At 31.3% G+C, this 17,099-nt stretch carries 12 protein-coding genes and 1 rRNA gene; 10 read left to right on the top strand and 3 right to left on the bottom strand.

What is annotated here, in order from left to right; genetic code table 11:
- Nucleotides 1-58 precede the first annotated feature (58 nt).
- Both PVA18_RS03700 and pdxH read left to right on the top strand, forming a co-directional pair.
- Nucleotides 59-1,006, top strand: coding sequence for a patatin-like phospholipase family protein (locus tag PVA18_RS03700; RefSeq protein WP_045805079.1), 948 nt, complete (start codon nucleotides 59-61; stop codon nucleotides 1,004-1,006).
- 461 nt (nucleotides 1,007-1,467) lie between these two features.
- The gene (gene pdxH / locus PVA18_RS03695; protein ID WP_045805078.1) at nucleotides 1,468-2,061 is read left to right on the top strand and encodes a pyridoxamine 5'-phosphate oxidase; all 594 of its coding nucleotides are present in this window, start codon (nucleotides 1,468-1,470) and stop codon (nucleotides 2,059-2,061) included.
- 371 nt (nucleotides 2,062-2,432) lie between these two features.
- Here the strand turns inward: pdxH and PVA18_RS03690 are convergent, their stop codons facing one another.
- Entirely contained in the window at nucleotides 2,433-2,723 is a 291-nt protein-coding gene (locus PVA18_RS03690; protein ID WP_045805077.1) for a BolA/IbaG family iron-sulfur metabolism protein, read from the bottom strand.
- Nucleotides 2,724-2,874: 151 nt separating this feature from the next.
- Here PVA18_RS03690 and PVA18_RS03685 point away from each other — a divergent pair, with 151 nt between their 5' ends.
- The 8 genes from PVA18_RS03685 to PVA18_RS03650 all read left to right on the top strand — a co-directional run bounded on the left by PVA18_RS03685 (nucleotide 2,875) and on the right by PVA18_RS03650 (nucleotide 15,194).
- The gene (locus PVA18_RS03685) at nucleotides 2,875-3,690 is read left to right on the top strand and encodes an EndoU domain-containing protein (protein ID WP_045805076.1); all 816 of its coding nucleotides are present in this window, start codon (nucleotides 2,875-2,877) and stop codon (nucleotides 3,688-3,690) included.
- A gap of 540 nt (nucleotides 3,691-4,230) precedes the next feature.
- A complete protein-coding gene (locus PVA18_RS03680) occupies nucleotides 4,231-5,073 on the top strand; it encodes an EndoU domain-containing protein (RefSeq protein ID WP_045805075.1) in 843 nt (280 codons plus the stop codon).
- A 904-nt stretch (nucleotides 5,074-5,977) separates the two neighbouring features.
- Nucleotides 5,978-9,340, top strand: coding sequence for a DNA polymerase III subunit alpha (gene dnaE, locus PVA18_RS03675; protein WP_180384229.1), 3,363 nt, complete (start codon nucleotides 5,978-5,980; stop codon nucleotides 9,338-9,340).
- Between the two features lie 428 nt (nucleotides 9,341-9,768).
- Nucleotides 9,769-11,055 carry a 3-phosphoshikimate 1-carboxyvinyltransferase gene (locus PVA18_RS03670; protein WP_045805261.1) on the top strand — a complete coding sequence of 429 codons (1,287 nt, stop codon included), beginning with the start codon at nucleotides 9,769-9,771 and terminating at the stop codon, nucleotides 11,053-11,055.
- Nucleotides 11,056-11,281: 226 nt separating this feature from the next.
- Nucleotides 11,282-12,789, top strand: a 16S ribosomal RNA gene (locus PVA18_RS03665).
- Between the two features lie 170 nt (nucleotides 12,790-12,959).
- A complete protein-coding gene (sdhC, locus tag PVA18_RS03660) occupies nucleotides 12,960-13,346 on the top strand; it encodes a succinate dehydrogenase, cytochrome b556 subunit (RefSeq protein WP_082058922.1) in 387 nt (128 codons plus the stop codon).
- Between the two features lie 12 nt (nucleotides 13,347-13,358).
- The gene (sdhD, locus tag PVA18_RS03655; RefSeq protein WP_045805073.1) at nucleotides 13,359-13,715 is read left to right on the top strand and encodes a succinate dehydrogenase, hydrophobic membrane anchor protein; all 357 of its coding nucleotides are present in this window, start codon (nucleotides 13,359-13,361) and stop codon (nucleotides 13,713-13,715) included.
- Nucleotides 13,716-13,931: 216 nt separating this feature from the next.
- Complete coding sequence (locus PVA18_RS03650; RefSeq protein ID WP_045805072.1) at nucleotides 13,932-15,194, top strand: hypothetical protein; 1,263 nt, start codon at nucleotides 13,932-13,934, stop codon at nucleotides 15,192-15,194.
- Nucleotides 15,195-15,560: 366 nt separating this feature from the next.
- Here PVA18_RS03650 and thiD read toward each other — a convergent pair whose 3' ends face one another.
- Nucleotides 15,561-16,370, bottom strand: a complete 810-nt coding sequence (thiD, locus tag PVA18_RS03645) for a bifunctional hydroxymethylpyrimidine kinase/phosphomethylpyrimidine kinase (RefSeq protein ID WP_045805071.1) — start codon at nucleotides 16,368-16,370, stop codon at nucleotides 15,561-15,563.
- The gene (locus PVA18_RS03640) at nucleotides 16,363-17,019 is read right to left on the bottom strand and encodes a DnaA ATPase domain-containing protein (RefSeq protein WP_045805070.1); all 657 of its coding nucleotides are present in this window, start codon (nucleotides 17,017-17,019) and stop codon (nucleotides 16,363-16,365) included. The genes thiD and PVA18_RS03640 overlap by 8 nt, the downstream gene beginning before the upstream one ends.
- Nucleotides 17,020-17,099: the final 80 nt, after the last annotated feature.

Below are 17,099 nucleotides of genomic sequence, written 5' to 3'. Positions count from 1 at the left end.
TGATACTGGTTTATATTTTTAATCAAGTGAAATAATAAAGTGTGTGAGGTGTGGGGTTATGACTAAATATATTTTATCGATAGATGGTGGTGGGGTTAGAGGTATAGTAGCAGCAACTATACTGCAGGAGATAGAGAAGAAAATAAATAAACCATTATATAAGGTGTTTGACTTGGTATCAGGTAGTTCAGTTGGTAGTCTTATAGGTGGTGCACTGTGCCTTAAGAAAGCTGATGGTACACCTAAGTACGACACAAGTGATTTATTAGATTTGATGTTAAAATATTCTGGAAAGATTTTCTCTAATTCTATTACAAGGGGTATTTTTTCGTTAATTGTTGGTCCTAAATATTCCGATAGAAATTTGAATTCAGTGCTAAAAGGAATATTTGGAGATGCTGTAATGAAAGACTTGGTAGCAAATTTTATTGTTCCAAGTTATGATTTGTATTCTAGTCAAACAATAATGTTTAGAAGTTGGATAGATAAATATCGTAATATAAAAGTGTCTGATATTGCAAGAGGTGCTGTGGCTGCTCCTACTTATTTTGCTCCTAAAAAGATAGTTGTGGATAATAAAAAGAAATTATTGATTGATAGTTCTATTGTATGTAATAATCCTATTATAGCAGCATATGCTGCAGCGCAAGTGTTGTATCCAAATGAGAAATTATGTTGCTTGTCTGTGGGATGTGGTACTGTGAATAAAAATTTTTCGGATCTGCAAAATTCGTTATTGTATTGGGCTGATAAGATAATGTTTGTTATCATTGATGCTGGCTTAGATGCTATAGATTATCAAATGTCTAGAATTATAAAAGAAGAAGATACATATTGTAGAATCTCTGGTAATATAGCATATTCTAAATGTGATTTTAGTGATGCTTCTCCAGAAAATATACAAAATGTCAAGAGAGATGCTCAAAAGATTATACAGGAGAATGAAAGTAGTATAAATGATTTTTGTGATATGCTTTTAAGTGATGAGAGAATTAAACGTCTATAGTTTTATGTGTTAGAGACTAAGTTAAAGTGTGTATTATATGCGTTTAATTTGTAGTGCATATATTATAATGAGTTTCAATAGGGTGTTGTATACTAAAAATATTTTCTCTAATTAAGAATTTGCTGCTTACTAAATAGGTAGTGTAGCTGATGATTGGTGAATGGAGGACATATTTTACTATGTGGTGACTTCGCTTTTTCAGAATTTTTTATTCCCAAGAAGTATTGTTAATTCTGCTATAAATCAGGAAATACATGATAGAATATAGCAGCTATGATTTAGTTGAATGTTCTTATTATATACTGTAAAGAACCAGTGTATTGTTTTTTTATGAATATTGCTGATTTGTGATAAGAATATTATACAATAATTTGGATAATTTGATTGGATAAAGTATAAGAAGCCTTATTATGTGGATGTAGTGATAATCTGTTTATGTTAGTTAGTGTTAAAGGTAAAATATGATTAAGGAAGATCCTATTGAATTATTTGATTTATGGTATAATGAGGTATTGGAAATTCCTTCTGAACATAAAAATCCTGCGGCAATGGTACTTGCTACATGCAGTGAAGCTTTAAAACCTTCAGCAAGGGTTGTGTTATTAAAAAAGTATAGCGATCAAGGTTTTGTGTTTTTTACAAATATGAATAGCCGTAAAGGGAAAGAAATGACAGCAAATCCTTTTGTTGCTCTTGTTTTTGATTGGAGTCATATTTCTAAGCAAGTTAGGATTGAAGGTGAAATAAAAATGCTATCTTGTCAAGATGCAGATGCATATTATGCATCTAGGCCTCGTGGTAGTCAAATAGGGGCTTGGGGTTCCAAACAGTCAAGCATTTTAGAGAGTAGGAAAGATTTTATTGAATTAATAGAAAAAATGAAGATAGAGTTTCATGAAAAACCAATACCTAGGCCAGATTATTGGGGTGGGATAGTAGTTGTTCCAGTATTAATGGAATTTTGGCAAGAAGGATTAGATAGAATTCACACCAGGTATCAGTATACTAGAGATAATAGTATGTGTGACTGGAATGTTGTAGAACTATATCCGTAGAAAAACTAATGTTTATATGATTTGTATTTGTAAGGTAATAATGTGAGATATAAGATTTATATGTAATGATTAATTACTTTTTCTTTAGTGAAATTTTGGATACAAATAAGATTCATATAGATATCAGTGTAGGTAAGTTATGTGTGAAAGTTATATAGCTGTGGCCGTAGTAGAATTAATGATAATCTGTTAGTGTTAATGTTGTTTTTGGTTTATTTTGGAAGACTTAAATAGTGGAGTTTTGTGTTGATGTACAGAATAGTTTGTTGTACTGCATAAGAAGGTGTATTAAGTAATGACTTGTTAATATTTTTTCCTATATTTATTATTAATATTAGTTATTTTAACTGTGTTGTTAGACATAGTAGTGCTTAATTACTTTCTTCTAAAAGAATGTTGTACTCTGCTTCTGTATAAAGTGAAAACGAAATTGAGTGTATCAGTTTTATTTCGCCCTCTAAAATCTTATGCAGTAATTTGTGTCTGTTGATTCTAGTTATTTCTAAAAAATCGTTAGATACTAGTTGTACTTTTAAATGTGAAATACTATAAGCAGATTGAAAAATATGATCTCTATGCTTCAAAGATTCATCTATTATTTCAAGCTTGAGTACATTTAACTCTGATATAATTTTATTTTTTATTTTTTGAATGATGTTCATTGACTTTTGTACTATTTACCGTGTTATTGTAATGTTTTTACTTTACTTGACAATGCTTTTTTACGTGGAAAAAATTCTAAAAGGTGGTAGAATTACCTTGCTGTTAAATAAGTTAATTTTTTAATTTTTTATTATTGTAGGGAATAATGTTATGGGATTTTATAAATATATATGTTTCTGCTTTTTTTTATTGCCATTCAGTGTAATATTATCTGTAGCTGCTGTTGATATGTCTGATCAATGTATTAATCACCCGTCTGGTATAAATCCTTTTTTTAAAACAGGGAAATATAATAAATGTGATGATTTACCTAATCCTCCTGTGCTTAATGAATTTGATAGGGCTGTATTGGATATTTGTGGTGATTGGGGTAGTACTCCAAAAGCAAAAGATTTTAAAAATATGTTAAATAAAAAAGAGTATAAAAAATATGTTGATGAGATATATCAAGGATTAAATCATCAAGTGTTCACTCCGAATGCAGATCTTGATAAGTTTAAAAATGAGCTAACAGAGTTATGGTTTAATAGGGATGGATTTACTCATATAATGTGTGGGCAACCTAGACGAGGTAGGTTAAGTGGCATGCATTTCTTTGGACGTTACATGCAAGCTCAAGAAAATAGATGGGCTGGTAGACATTATGATAGTGTCCCTGATGAAATTAGTGATAAAGTATTTACTATTGGAGTTGTATTTAAAAATCATAGAGGAGAATTAGTAGTTGACCATAGAAAGGGTTATGATTTTTTACATGCTAATGAGATTATACTACATGCTACAAATGCTTATAAAGGATTTGCTAAGAGCCCAATATTAGAGCTAAGGAGAGCTAAACACTGTCTTTATGATAGTGAAGGTGTGACTTATGTATTTGTAGCTCGTAAAGGTTCTATTGTTACATTTTTTGCAGATTTAACACCAAATTGTCCAAAGGGTGAAACAGAGTGTAGCTGTATACAATAAGAATCAATTTGTGCTACTGTGGCAGCTAATGTATATCAATATGGTTACATGTAACTGTGTGGTAGCACATTATTATTAAATTTCTTATACGAATTGTTTTTGTATTGCTTAGAAAATGTGAATATTTTCAACTTTTAACTGTGCTAAAGTAGCTTGTTATAATTTTTTTGTATATGTCAAATATGCAACCTTAGGCATTTTGTTTCTTGAGTTTTTGTTGTTTTTACTAAATGGTAATAGCTTTTGTATGATAATAGATTATATTCTGTTTCTTAATGTTAGTTTTGTTCTGTTATTTGAGATCTTGTATAATAGCCTTGTTATTAGAAATTATTGATATGACTTGTATTATAAATAAACATTGTAGTTCCTTATGTTTTACGGTTGAACGCATTGATAAATAAATATTTCTGTTGTACGGATTTTGTGAATATTATGTATTTTTAAGTTAAAAGGATGACTATCTCGCAATATAACGATGTTGATTATTAATTTACATACTAAATTTTGTATTTTTGAAGTAATTTTGGAGATGATGTTATGAGAATTTGTAAATATGTATGGTTTTGGGTTATTTTTTTTCCAGTTAGTGTAATTGCTTGTTCATGTCTTCATGTTTCTGATGAAGCTGTAAAAAAACAAGTAGATTCTACTGGATGTCTCAGAAATGAATCTATCATGAATCCTTTTTTTAAAGTTACTGACGATGGTGACTGTGACTTGCCTGTTGCTCCTGAAATGAATAAGTTTGATAGGGCTGTACTAAATGTTTGTGGAAATTGGGGTAATACTCCTAGAGCAGACTTTTTTAAACTTATTTTAGATAATATAGAATATAAAGAATATGTTGATAAGCTTTATGAAGGTTTAAATCATCAAGTATTTACTCCGAATGCAAGTTTGACACAATTTAAAGATGAACTAACGGAGTTATGGTTTAATCAACAAGCTTTTGCTCATATTATGTGTGGGCAGCCTAAAATACTTAAATTAGATGGTATGCATTTTTTTGGTCGTTATATTCAGGCTCAGGAAAATCATTGGGCTGGTAGGCACTATGATAGCGCTGTTGTTGATGAAGTAAGTGATAAAGTTTATACAATTGGAGTAATATTTAGAAATTCTAACAGTCAACTAACTATCGATCATAGAAAAGGTTGTGATTTTACACATGCTGATGAAATTATATTGAATGCAACAAAAGCATATAAGGAATTTTCTAAGCATACAAAGTTAAGTGATAATGCTACAAAAAAATGTCTTTATAACAATAATGGTGTGACTTATACATTTGTAGCGAAAAAAGATGCTATCTTTACTTTTTATTCGACTTTGGCACCAGAATGTGATCCTGGGGAAACAGAATGTAATTGTGTAAAATAAGGAAATTTTGCTGTTACATAGTAAAGTGTACTTATTATTACTAAAATAATAAATCACATATGTAGAATGGTATAGTTAGGTAACATTCTGAACTTTAACTGTATAATTTAGGTTATTGTTTTTTTAATGTCTAGTAATTTTTAAAATAGTTATGTACTGAGTGTTTTGATATTAACAGGTTATATGTAAGTGCTGTGTTTTTTATTCAGTCATTACTATAAAGTGTACATAAATTGCTTAGTAATGGATAACGTATAACTTATTTAATTTTTACTCATTCAAATTATATCAGCATATTATTGTCAAATTTTAATATCCTGAGTTATTGTTTTTAGGATATTTGTGGATTTGAAATATAAATCTGAGTATGCTTAATGAAAAATGCAGTAAGTGTGTAAATACTATATTAATTTATGATTACAAGGTGTACATAAGTTGCTTAATGATGGATAACATGTATAACTTATTTAATTTTTACTCATTCAAATTGTGTCAGCATATTATTGTCAAATTTTAATATCCTGAGTTATTATTTTTAGAATATTTGTGGATTTGAAATATAAATCTGAGTATGCTTAATGAAAAATGCAGTAAGTGCGTAAATACTATTACTATACAATGGTACTAGACATTTACTATGTGATTAATTATATCCATTTGATTCCTTACTTATTTTAAACAATCATTTTGTAATGTTCTGATTACAATAATTTTTATTACTACAATTTTGCTTTTTGATTTGTTGTTATAAATTATTATTGTATATCTATTTATTAAATATAAATTAAGTATTGGGTAGGATAATCTAGTTTTAGAGATGGTTAAATGTTTGGTAACTCTTACTAAAAACGTATTTGTATTATTTGATAGATTAACTGTGAAAATTGCTTATTAATTGGTAATTATGAGTCAAATATTTGTTCATCTTAGGTCTCATAGTGATTACTCCTTGCTTCATGGGATGGTAAAGATAGATTCTTTAGTGAATTTATGTGTACAATACAATATGCCTGCGTTGGCATTGACGGATTCAGGGAATCTGTTTGGATCTTTAGAATTTTCTGATTGTGCATCTAATTCAGGTGTGCAGCCTATTATAGGCTGTAACATAATGGTAAGTTATGGTGATGATAATATTGGAGAACTGGTATTATTAGTAAAAGATCAAGTAGGATATAATAATATTGTTAATCTTGTTAGTAATTCATTTAAAGATAATCAATCTAACAAAGTTAATAGAATAGATTTAGAAGCACTTGTTGAGTTGAAAGATGGTATTATTGTTCTAACAGGAGGTCATGATGGATTTTTAGCTCAACTTTTGTTGGGGAATGTAATTGACTATGGCATTATAGATAAGTTGTTGCTTGCTTTTAAAGGAAATCTTTATGTTGAGCTCCAGCGTCATGGAGTAGAAGAAGAACAATTCATAGAGAGAACACTTATTAATTTTGCTTATGAAAAAGATCTACCATTGGTTGCTACGAATGATGTGTTATTTGCAGAAAGAAATGATTTTTTAGCACATGATGTTTTATCTTGCATATCAGATGGTAATTATATTGCTCAAGAAGATAGGAAGATGTTTACGGAAGAGCATTATTTTAAGTCTTCTGATGAGATGTATGAATTGTTCAAGGATATTCCCGAAGCAGTTTCCAATACTGTGTTAATAGCACAGCGTTGTTCTTTTATGCTGGAAACTAGAAAGCCTATATTACCTCACTTTCCATGTTCGAGTGGTAAAAATGAAAGTCAGGAATTAGTAAGTCAGGCTATTGATGGTTTGGATAGTCGTTTAATAGGTAAAAATTTATCTGAAGAGGAAGTTTCTAAGTATTATGAAAGATTGCATTATGAATTGGATATTATTATTTCGATGGATTATGCTGGATATTTTTTAATAGTATCCGATTTTATATGTTGGAGTAAAAGAAATGATATAATGGTAGGTCCTGGTAGAGGATCTGGAGCTGGTTCTCTTGTTGCTTGGTCTTTGCAAATTACTGATCTTGATCCTATAGAATTTGGGTTGATTTTTGAAAGGTTTTTGAACCCTGATCGTATTTCGATGCCGGATTTTGATATTGATTTTTGTCAAGAAAAGAGAGATTACGTTATAGAGTATGTAAGGAAAAAATATGGTTATGTTGCTCACATCATAACTTTTGGTAAGTTACAGGCTAAAGCTGTACTTCGTGATGTAGGTAGAGTTATGCAGATGCCTTATTTTCAGGTAGATAGAATCTGTAAAATGATTCCTCATAATCCAGTTAGGCCTGTTACTTTATCCGAAGCAATAGAGATGGATAAAAACTTACAGAAAGAACGAGATGGTGATGAAACAGTTGCTAAATTGTTAGAAATATCATTGAAGCTTGAAGGGCTCTATAGGCATGTTTCAATACATGCTGCAGGTATTGTAATTTGTGATAGAAAGTTAGAAGAGCTACTGCCTTTGTATTACGATAGCACATCTTTTCTTCCTATTACTCAATATAATATGAAATATACTGAAAAAGCAGGATTGGTGAAGTTCGATTTTTTAGGGTTGCGGACGTTAACTGTAATAAATCAGATTTGTCATCTAGTTAATAGAAGAGGTAAGAGTGTTGATATATCACGTATTCCGTTAAATGATAAAAAAACATATGAAATGTTGTCTACAGGTGATTCTGTTGGGGTATTCCAGCTTGAAAGTTCAGGCATGAGAGAAGTAATTAGCAAACTAAAGCCAGATAGTCTAAACGATATTATAGCATTAATTTCTCTGTATAGACCAGGTCCTATGGATAACATATCTACATACATAGCACGTAAGCATGGACTTGAGAGGCCAGATTATATACACCCAATTTTAGAAGATGTTCTTAAAGAGACTTTTGGAGTTATAATTTACCAAGAGCAAGTAATGGAAATTGCTAGGATAATGGCAGGATATAGTTTAGGTGAAGCAGATTTGTTAAGACGTGCAATGGGAAAGAAGATCAAAGAGGAAATGGATAATCAACGTAGAACTTTTATAAATGGTGCTATTAGCAATGGGATAGAGGAAGAAAAAGCGAGTTATATTTTTGATTTAGTAGCGAAGTTTGCAGGTTATGGTTTTAATAAATCGCATGCTGCAGCTTATGCTTTAATTAGTTATCAAACAGCTTATTTAAAAGCTAATTATACACTAGAATTTTTTACTGCTTCTATGAATTTGGATATAGCAGATAAAGATAAGTTAGAAATGTTGTGTCATCAAGCAAAGTTGCATGGTATTGAAATATTGCCTCCGGATATTAACTTTTCTAAGGTATTCTTTACTATTGAAGGGACATCATCTATTAGATATGCTCTTGGAGCTCTTAAAAATGTAGGACAGCATTCAGCAAAGGAAATAGTAGATGATGTTGCTTATAAAGACATATGGGATTTTATTGATAGAGTAAGTACCAAGTGTGTACATAAGAGAATATTGGAGAGTATTATTAAGGCAGGAGTTCTAGATAGTATTCATAGCAATAGAAAACAGCTTTTTGAATCAGTTTTTCTATTTTTGGATATTATTGAGTATAATAAATACAATTCTAATTTTAATCAGTTTAGTTTATTTAATGATAGGAATCATTATAAGTTATCAGAAACTGATGATTGGACTAAGGAAGAAAAATTACATAATGAATTTTCGTCTATAGGCTTTTATCTGAACCATCATCCTATGGAGAATTATAGATATCTTTTAAAAAAATTAAATATAGGGTTTATTAATTATGATGATATATCTTTGTATAATAATAAAATTGCAGGCATAATTTCTAATGTTAAAGTTCGTTCTACGAATAGAGATAAATTTGCAGTTGTAACTCTTTCTGATCCTCATAATATTCATGAAATAGTTTTTTATAATGGTAGTATAATAGAAGACAACAAAGATTTATTTACTAGTGGTGCATCTGTAATTATTGAAATGGATAATGCTTTTTATAGTACTTCAGTAAGATTACTTGGTAAGAATATTTATAGTTTTGAAAGCAAAATTTCTTCTATTATAAGAAGTATGGTTATATATGCTAATGCTGAGGATAGTATTATAATAAAAGAGCTATCCAGTTTATTAAAAGATAGGGGGCCCACTGTTGTATTAATTGATCTAGTACTTGTAAGTAATCATGTTACAATTCGGTTACCAAATAGCTTTTTAATTACTCCTTTAGTCTTTGTAGAAATTTTTAAGTTAAATTGGGTAAGAGATATTGAGATTAATAGTGTTTTAATTTAATGTTATCTCATGTTTTATGGTAGTTATATATTAAGGAAATTGTTATTTTTTATTCTTAAGTGTGTTTATGGTTTTGCAAAAAAGCTACATTTTTAAAAGTAGTGTATTTTAATTAACTAATAGAAGAGAAAGATATATTAGTTGATAATTGTGATGTTTAGAAATGTGTTATATTATCCAAATATATAGCTGGTGGTGCTTCTTGTTGATGATTGGATAAGTTGTAAGTATAGGTGTATTTATATGTACCTTAGATTTTTAATAATGTTTAGATACTTTTACATGTAATGAATATCTGGTCATGTTAAAATATATCTAATACTATTGTAATCCTTTTTTGATAATGTGGTTTATAGAAATAGGGATTGATAAATTTGATGATAATTATGTTCTGCTAGCCTTGTGTTACTATAGTGGGAGTAGTAGTTATGGTGATTGTATCCGAAAGAACATATCGTATATGTGGTCATGTAAATATAGTAAAGGATAGTTTACTTTCGCATGTAGCATTAATTTTAGCGTCTCAGGTAGTAGGGGTGACTAAAATTTATGATATTGCCTTTAATACTGATATAATACTAACTATCAAATCTTTGAATTTGCTTGGTGTTAAAGTTAGATATAATAAAAATAATAGGATTTGCAGTATAGAAGGGATGGGTGTAGGAGCTTTCCTTTGTCCAAAAGATGTGTTGTATTTTAATGATCCATCTATTTATATGATGATGGGGTGTTTATCTAATTGTCCTTTTACGTCTTTTTTATCTGGATATACTAATTCAAATATTGATAATGTAATGAAGCCATTATTGTTAATGGGGGCTAGATTTATTTCAAATGACAATAAATTACCAGCTGCTTTAGTAGGCTGTATAGACATGTTACCTATAAAATATGAGACTAGAGAGGATGAGGTAAAAACAGCAATAATGTTTGCTGCATTAAATACGTACGGTACTACAACTATAGTTAGTACTCCTAGTCAAGGTCAAGCTAGTATTATGCATATGCTACGATATTTTAACGTTGAAGTGGAATGTTCTACAGATAAAGGTTTGATAAATACAGTTAATATATCTGGTCAACGTGAATTATATTCCAAGAATGTATGTATTCCTAATGATTTTTTCTGTATGTTGTCTTTTATAATTGTAGCTTTAATTTTAAAGGGATCAGAAATCACTATATTGAATGTTTTATTGAACAATAGAATGAAAAATCTTCATCAAATTTTGGTAAAAATGGGTGCAAATCTTTTTTTTATCAATAAGAGAAGGAATGCAGTTGGAGAAGAGATTGTGGATCTTGCGGTTAAAGATAGTGTCTTGCAAGGAGTCGAGTGTCTATCGAATGAAAATTTTGATATCGATGAATACTTATTTATGGTGATACTGGCTGCATATTCTGATGGTATGACGGTTTTGAATGGTGTGTTTATGGATAAAAGATTGAGAGCTGTTATTGATGAACTAATAAAATGTGGAGTAAGGGTAACAGTAGAGGTAAATTGCATAATTATTTATGGATGTTCTAGCAATGTTCTCGATTGGGATTCAGTAGATGCATGCTACGATTTTAAAATGACAATATTATTTTTGGTTATAGGCATGATTTCTAATAGTTTTCTTGAGATAAAAAATGTTAGAAAAACAGGTGATTTACTCGCAATAATTGGATTATTTAATAAACATGGAGCTAAAATCAGAATTGCTTAATTTGTTATTTTAAAATTAATGTTAAAAAATATGTTGACATTAAGCATATATTAATGGATAATTCAACCCATGGCTAAGTGCCATAAATGATGAAGTTGTTTGAATAGTTTAAAGTTTATAGAATAGAAGTAAAGGCGGCGATGCATAGTAGCTATATTTATTTATCATGCATTGACGCATTTATGTTTGTTTGCATGAGTCCAAGCCATAGTATATATGGTTTGTCAAACTTGAGAGTTTGATCCTGGCTCAGAACGAACGCTGGCGGCAAGCCTAACACATGCAAGTCGAACGGATAACTGCCTATAGCTTTTTTGTTATAGGCAGTTATTAGTGGCAGACGGGTGAGTAATGCATAGGAATCTACCTAGTAGTATGGAATAGCCATTAGAAATGATGGGTAATACTGTATAATCCCTGCGGGGGAAAGATTTATCGCTATTAGATGAGCCTATGTTAGATTAGTTAGTTGGTAAGGTAATGGCTTACCAAGACTATGATCTATAGCTGGTCTGAGAGGACGATCAGCCACACTGGAACTGAGATACGGTCCAGACTCCTACGGGAGGCAGCAGTGGGGAATATTGGACAATGGGCGAAAGCCTGATCCAGCTATGCCGCGTGAGTGAAGAAGGCCTTCGGGTTGTAAAGCTCTTTCAATAGGGAAGATAATGACGGTACCTATAGAAGAAGTCCCGGCAAACTCTGTGCCAGCAGCCGCGGTAATACGGAGGGGGCAAGCGTTGTTCGGAATTATTGGGCGTAAAGGGCACGTAGGTGGACTAGTAAGTTAAAAGTGAAATACCAGAGCTTAACTTTGGAGCGGCTTTTAATACTGCTAGACTAGAGGTCGAAAGAGGATAGCGGAATTCCTAGTGTAGAGGTGAAATTCGTAGATATTAGGAGGAACACCAGTGGCGAAAGCGGCTGTCTGGTTCGATACTGACACTGAGGTGCGAAAGCGTGGGGAGCAAACAGGATTAGATACCCTGGTAGTCCACGCTGTAAACGATGAGTGCTAAATGTGAGGATTTTATCTTTGTATTGTAGCTAACGCGTTAAGCACTCCGCCTGGGGACTACGGTCGCAAGACTAAAACTCAAAGGAATTGACGGGGACCCGCACAAGCGGTGGAGCATGTGGTTTAATTCGATGCAACGCGAAAAACCTTACCACTTTTTGACATGAAGGTCGTATCCCCCCTAACAGGGGGAGTCAGTTCGGCTGGACCTTACACAGGTGCTGCATGGCTGTCGTCAGCTCGTGTCGTGAGATGTTGGGTTAAGTCCCGCAACGAGCGCAACCCTCGTCCTTAGTTACCAACAGGTAATGCTGGGCACTCTAAGGAAACTGCCAGTGATAAACTGGAGGAAGGTGGGGATGATGTCAAGTCAGCACGGCCCTTATAAGGTGGGCTACACACGTGCTACAATGGCAACTACAATAGGTCGCGAGACCGCAAGGTTTAGCTAATCCATAAAAGTTGTCTCAGTTCGGATTGTTCTCTGCAACTCGAGAGCATGAAGTCGGAATCGCTAGTAATCGTGGATCATCATGCCACGGTGAATACGTTCTCGGGTCTTGTACACACTGCCCGTCACGCCATGGGAATTGGCTTAACTCGAAGCTGGTGTGCTAACCGAAAGGAAGCAGCCATTTAAGGTTGGGTTAGTGACTAGGGTGAAGTCGTAACAAGGTAGCTGTAGGTGAACCTGCGGCTGGATTACCTCCTTTTAGGCTTTCTTATCCGATGTTATTTTTTAGTAATGTTTTGATAAGGTGCTACGCCGTCTTTATTTCTATTTTGTCTGATTGTTTTATCTGAATGATTAAAAGTTATAATTGATTTTTATAGTTAGGCATAGATTTCTTTAAAATTTGTTTTATTTTTGTAAAATTTGATAATGTCAAAAATTAGGCCTTTATCACCGCATTTACAGATATACAAGGTTGTATATAAGCTTTCTATTATGCATCGGTTTACTGGCATAATATTACTTTTAGGTTTATTAATTCTTGCTTGGGGGCTCATTGCTTCGTTCTTGTGTCCTCAGATGGTTTGTGGAGTTTATAATTTTCTTTGTAGTTCTTATATTTCATTATATTGCTTTAAGTTATTAGCTTTTATTTGGTTGAACGTGTTGTGTTACCACTATTTAAATGGTATAAGGCATATTTTATGGGATTTAGGACTAGGTTTAACTAAATCTGCAGTAAAAATTACAGGAGTAGTAGTTGTTTGTTTATGCCTATTCTCATCTTTTATACTTTATAGTTTTTTCCTAAGTTAATGGTATAAAGTTATGGTTAGTCATTCAGTGTATCATTGGTTGTTTCAAAGAATTACAGCTTGTATTTTACTTCCTTTATCCTTATGGTTTTTATTTAAGTTTCTTGGTGTTGTTTCTTTAACACTTAAGTCTTTTCCAGAGTGTCGTTTATCTATTTCAGATGTAAGTAGTACTGATCTTATTGTTTTGTTGTGCTTTTTTATATTTGCATTTTATCATGCAGTCTTGGGCATGCAGGTTATATTAGAAGATTATATACACTCTGTTGTGTTAAGGGCATTTGTATTTCTTGTTATTAAGGGGATTGTAGTTTTAACTACATTGTTTTTAGTATTTATAATTTTATATAACGTGTTTTTAAAATACTAATGCTTTTTTATTTTCTATGCCTTTGATGAATAAGAAAATTTCTAGTTAATAGTTTTTTATATAAGCTAAGGTGTTTTTCAGTTGATAAGTATGTTCTATATGTGGTGCTTGTAGTTCTGTTTTCTTTATTAAATATTTTTGATATTAATTTTTTTACTATTATATAATATGATGTATTTAAATATATAATTATTGTAGTAGTGTTGATTAAAGGATATGTTGAATAATTTTTCTCGTGCTCTTAGGAATGGTATTAGATTTATACCGTTTTCCCCTTCGAAGGTCTTTGGTGTTGTACGTCAAGCATATGGTTATTTTGGTGTTGTGCCACTTCTTAGATTGTTGCCTGATTTTGGGATTAATCAAAAAGTTATATGCAGAGCACAACTTCCAGTTTTACATAGAAATCAAACATGTAAATATGTGTCAAGTAAATGTCATAAGTTGGGTTTAGAGATTCATGGAGATTATCTAATATTTAAGGGAAAAAGATATCCAGTTGTTCCATTAACAGGTCCTGATAAAGGACCAGTTGTAAATGTGCAAGGACATAGGTTATATGCTATAAATACTGCTGGAATTAATCATTATAAGGATTTTGAATCTAAATCAGAAGAAAACAAAGTGTTGGTTGTAGCTCATGATGGTAGAAAATGTGTTGATCCTGTTGTGAAAGGTGGTAATAGAGATGTTTTCTTGAGTACAAAACAGCAGGTTTACCCTTTCTCTTTTTCTGTTAGATCTTATGAAACTGGACAGACAGACTTGTTTCTTTCTTTCCTTATGTTACCATTAAATGTAGCTGGATTAGCTGTTGGGTGTATAGGTAGGTTAAGTGCTTCAGTATTACTTGGTATGGCACGATGTGTTAATAGTTTGAGTGGATATCTTGCTAAAAAAGTAGATAAAAAAATAATACATGGAAGTTCTGGGGTTTTATCAGATACTAAAAAGCCGTATTTTCTCACATCATTAATATTTTTATTATCTATTGTTGGAAATAGTTTGACATGTTGTTCTGCTGTTCTTAAAAATGCTAGTAATTTGAGTGAAGCTGTAATAAGGTTGCCTAGCGCAATAACAAATGGTATACATAACGGTAATATGAGATGTTTACCAATGACGGCAGGGATAGCTGCTATTAATCAGTCAGCAAAATCATTATTTTCAGGCCTTAAAGATTCAGGTGTAGATTTGGTTAAAACATGTGTACTATGTAAAGCTAGATTGTGTGGAGATGAAGGAACTTTAAGACAGCATATAAGTGCGGAACATGGGCTTATTCCGGCTCAGAAAGAAAACAAAGAAGAATCATCACAGGAAGAAAAACAGAGTCAGAAGAGAAAGATTAGCCGTCAAGATTTGAGCCAAATAGCTCAACTTGGTAGTGAATTAAGTAAGGAACTTTTATGTGGTACAAAGGAAGATATCAGTCGAGAAATAAGTAAGCACAAAAAAACATCTACTAAAGCTGTATAGTAGTCACATATTATACAATAATTAAGGAAAAGTTGAATTTGTGAACATTATTTGCTGTTACTGATTTACAAGAATAAATTTACTATATATATGATCATTAGAAAATATTTATAAGTGAGATATTGTCAGATAAAACATTTATTAAAATGAATAGTATATAATATTGACACTGTAATAAAATATTCTCACTTTTTGAACTTAGAATATGTTTGTTGCGTTATAGCTGCAAGAGTAAAACTGTTTTATAATTGTCAATAAAATGTGTAAAATTGTAGTATATAAATGGTGCTACTAAATTATTTAATAAAAGTTGAAAATTATAAATCGGTAGCATGAAATGGAATTTTCGAAGTTAAAGATTTTTTATTAAGGATCAGTGTTTATGATGTTGTAGTTATGAAATACAGGGTTGTTACCTTTTCCTATTTGTGGCACTGTCTTTATAGTATTGAGGATATATTGAATGCCTAGATTTACACTCTCTTGTATTGAAATTTTTTGTGACATGAAACTTGCGATGGCTGAGGATAAGGTACAGCCTGTGCCGTGCAACTCATCATTAAATGTTCTTTTATGTTGGAAGTTCAAAATTTGATCTTTTTCTGTAAGTAAAATATTATTTATAATTTCTTGATTCATATGTCCGCCTTTAATCAAAACATATTTTGTCCCTAATGATTTTATTATTTGACTTGCTTTTATCATATCATTTTGATCTTTTATATCGATTTGAGCTAATGCTTCTGCTTCTGGTATATTTGGTGTAATTATTGTTGCTCTTGGAATTATATGTTCTATAAAATCAGAAATTGCATTATTGTCCATTAGTCTGAAATTTGATGCTGATACCATTACTGGATCTACAACAATGGGGATATCTGGTAAAGATAGTGCTACTGCCTTTATTGCTTCATAAGATGGTAACATGCCAATTTTTATGGTATCTATATTGATGTCAGATAAAACGGCTTCTATTTGTTGCTGAATAATGTGTTGTGGTATGTTATATACGCTGTAAACTTGGGTTGTGTTTTGTGCTGTTACTGATGTAATACAGCTTGCAGCATAACACCCTAGTGCAGATATAGTTTTTATATCTGCTTGAATACCAGCACCGCCTCCTGAATCAGAACCAGCTATGGTTAATACTTTACCTTTGTATTGATACTCAATCATTTTTCTCTATTATGGACTTTACAAATGGTATAGTAACACCATTATTATAATGAGGTAAGTCCCTAACTATGCATTTTACTATATTACTTAAATTTTGAAAGGAACGCTCTGTGTTATTGAGAATATAATTTATAACTTTTAACTCTATGTGTATTTGTTTATCGGTAAATAATTTTATAAGCATAATTTTTAATAATTCTTCATCTGGATTGGCTAGTTTTGCGCTCATAGTGTGTAATATACGAGATTTTAGATCTTTTATATGATAATTGAGTAGTTTTGGAGCTATGGAGCAAGTCATGAGTAATAACTTTTTGTTTTCTTTTATATAATTATAATAATGTAATATCGATAGTTCGTTATCTATGTTATCTATATCTTCAATGATAAAAGCATTACTATTTGATATTATGTTTCCTATGTCGTTTTTGGTGTTGATTAAATATTGATCAATAAACATAGCATTCTTAAGTTTTTGCCATATATGAGCAAGATGGGTTTTGCCTGATCCTGATTTTCCATATAGAATAAAGGAATTCCATTCTTGATTCATCAGCATATTGTATGTTGTTTTATTTTGCTCTAACAGTATGTAGTCGTGATAGTGATATGAATAACTATCTTCGAGATTAAATAATGTTAGCTGCATTGATTAATTACCGTGATTGTGAGTTTGTTTTAACATTATAATAGTAATATTGTTGCTACTGCCATGCTAGTAAATTTACA

It is taken from the genome of Ehrlichia muris subsp. eauclairensis (assembly GCF_051097115.1).
Classification (GTDB): domain Bacteria; phylum Pseudomonadota; class Alphaproteobacteria; order Rickettsiales; family Anaplasmataceae; genus Ehrlichia; species Ehrlichia muris.
The sequence above is the reverse complement of the archived record's forward strand: the minus strand, read 5'-3'. Positions and strand labels throughout refer to the sequence as shown.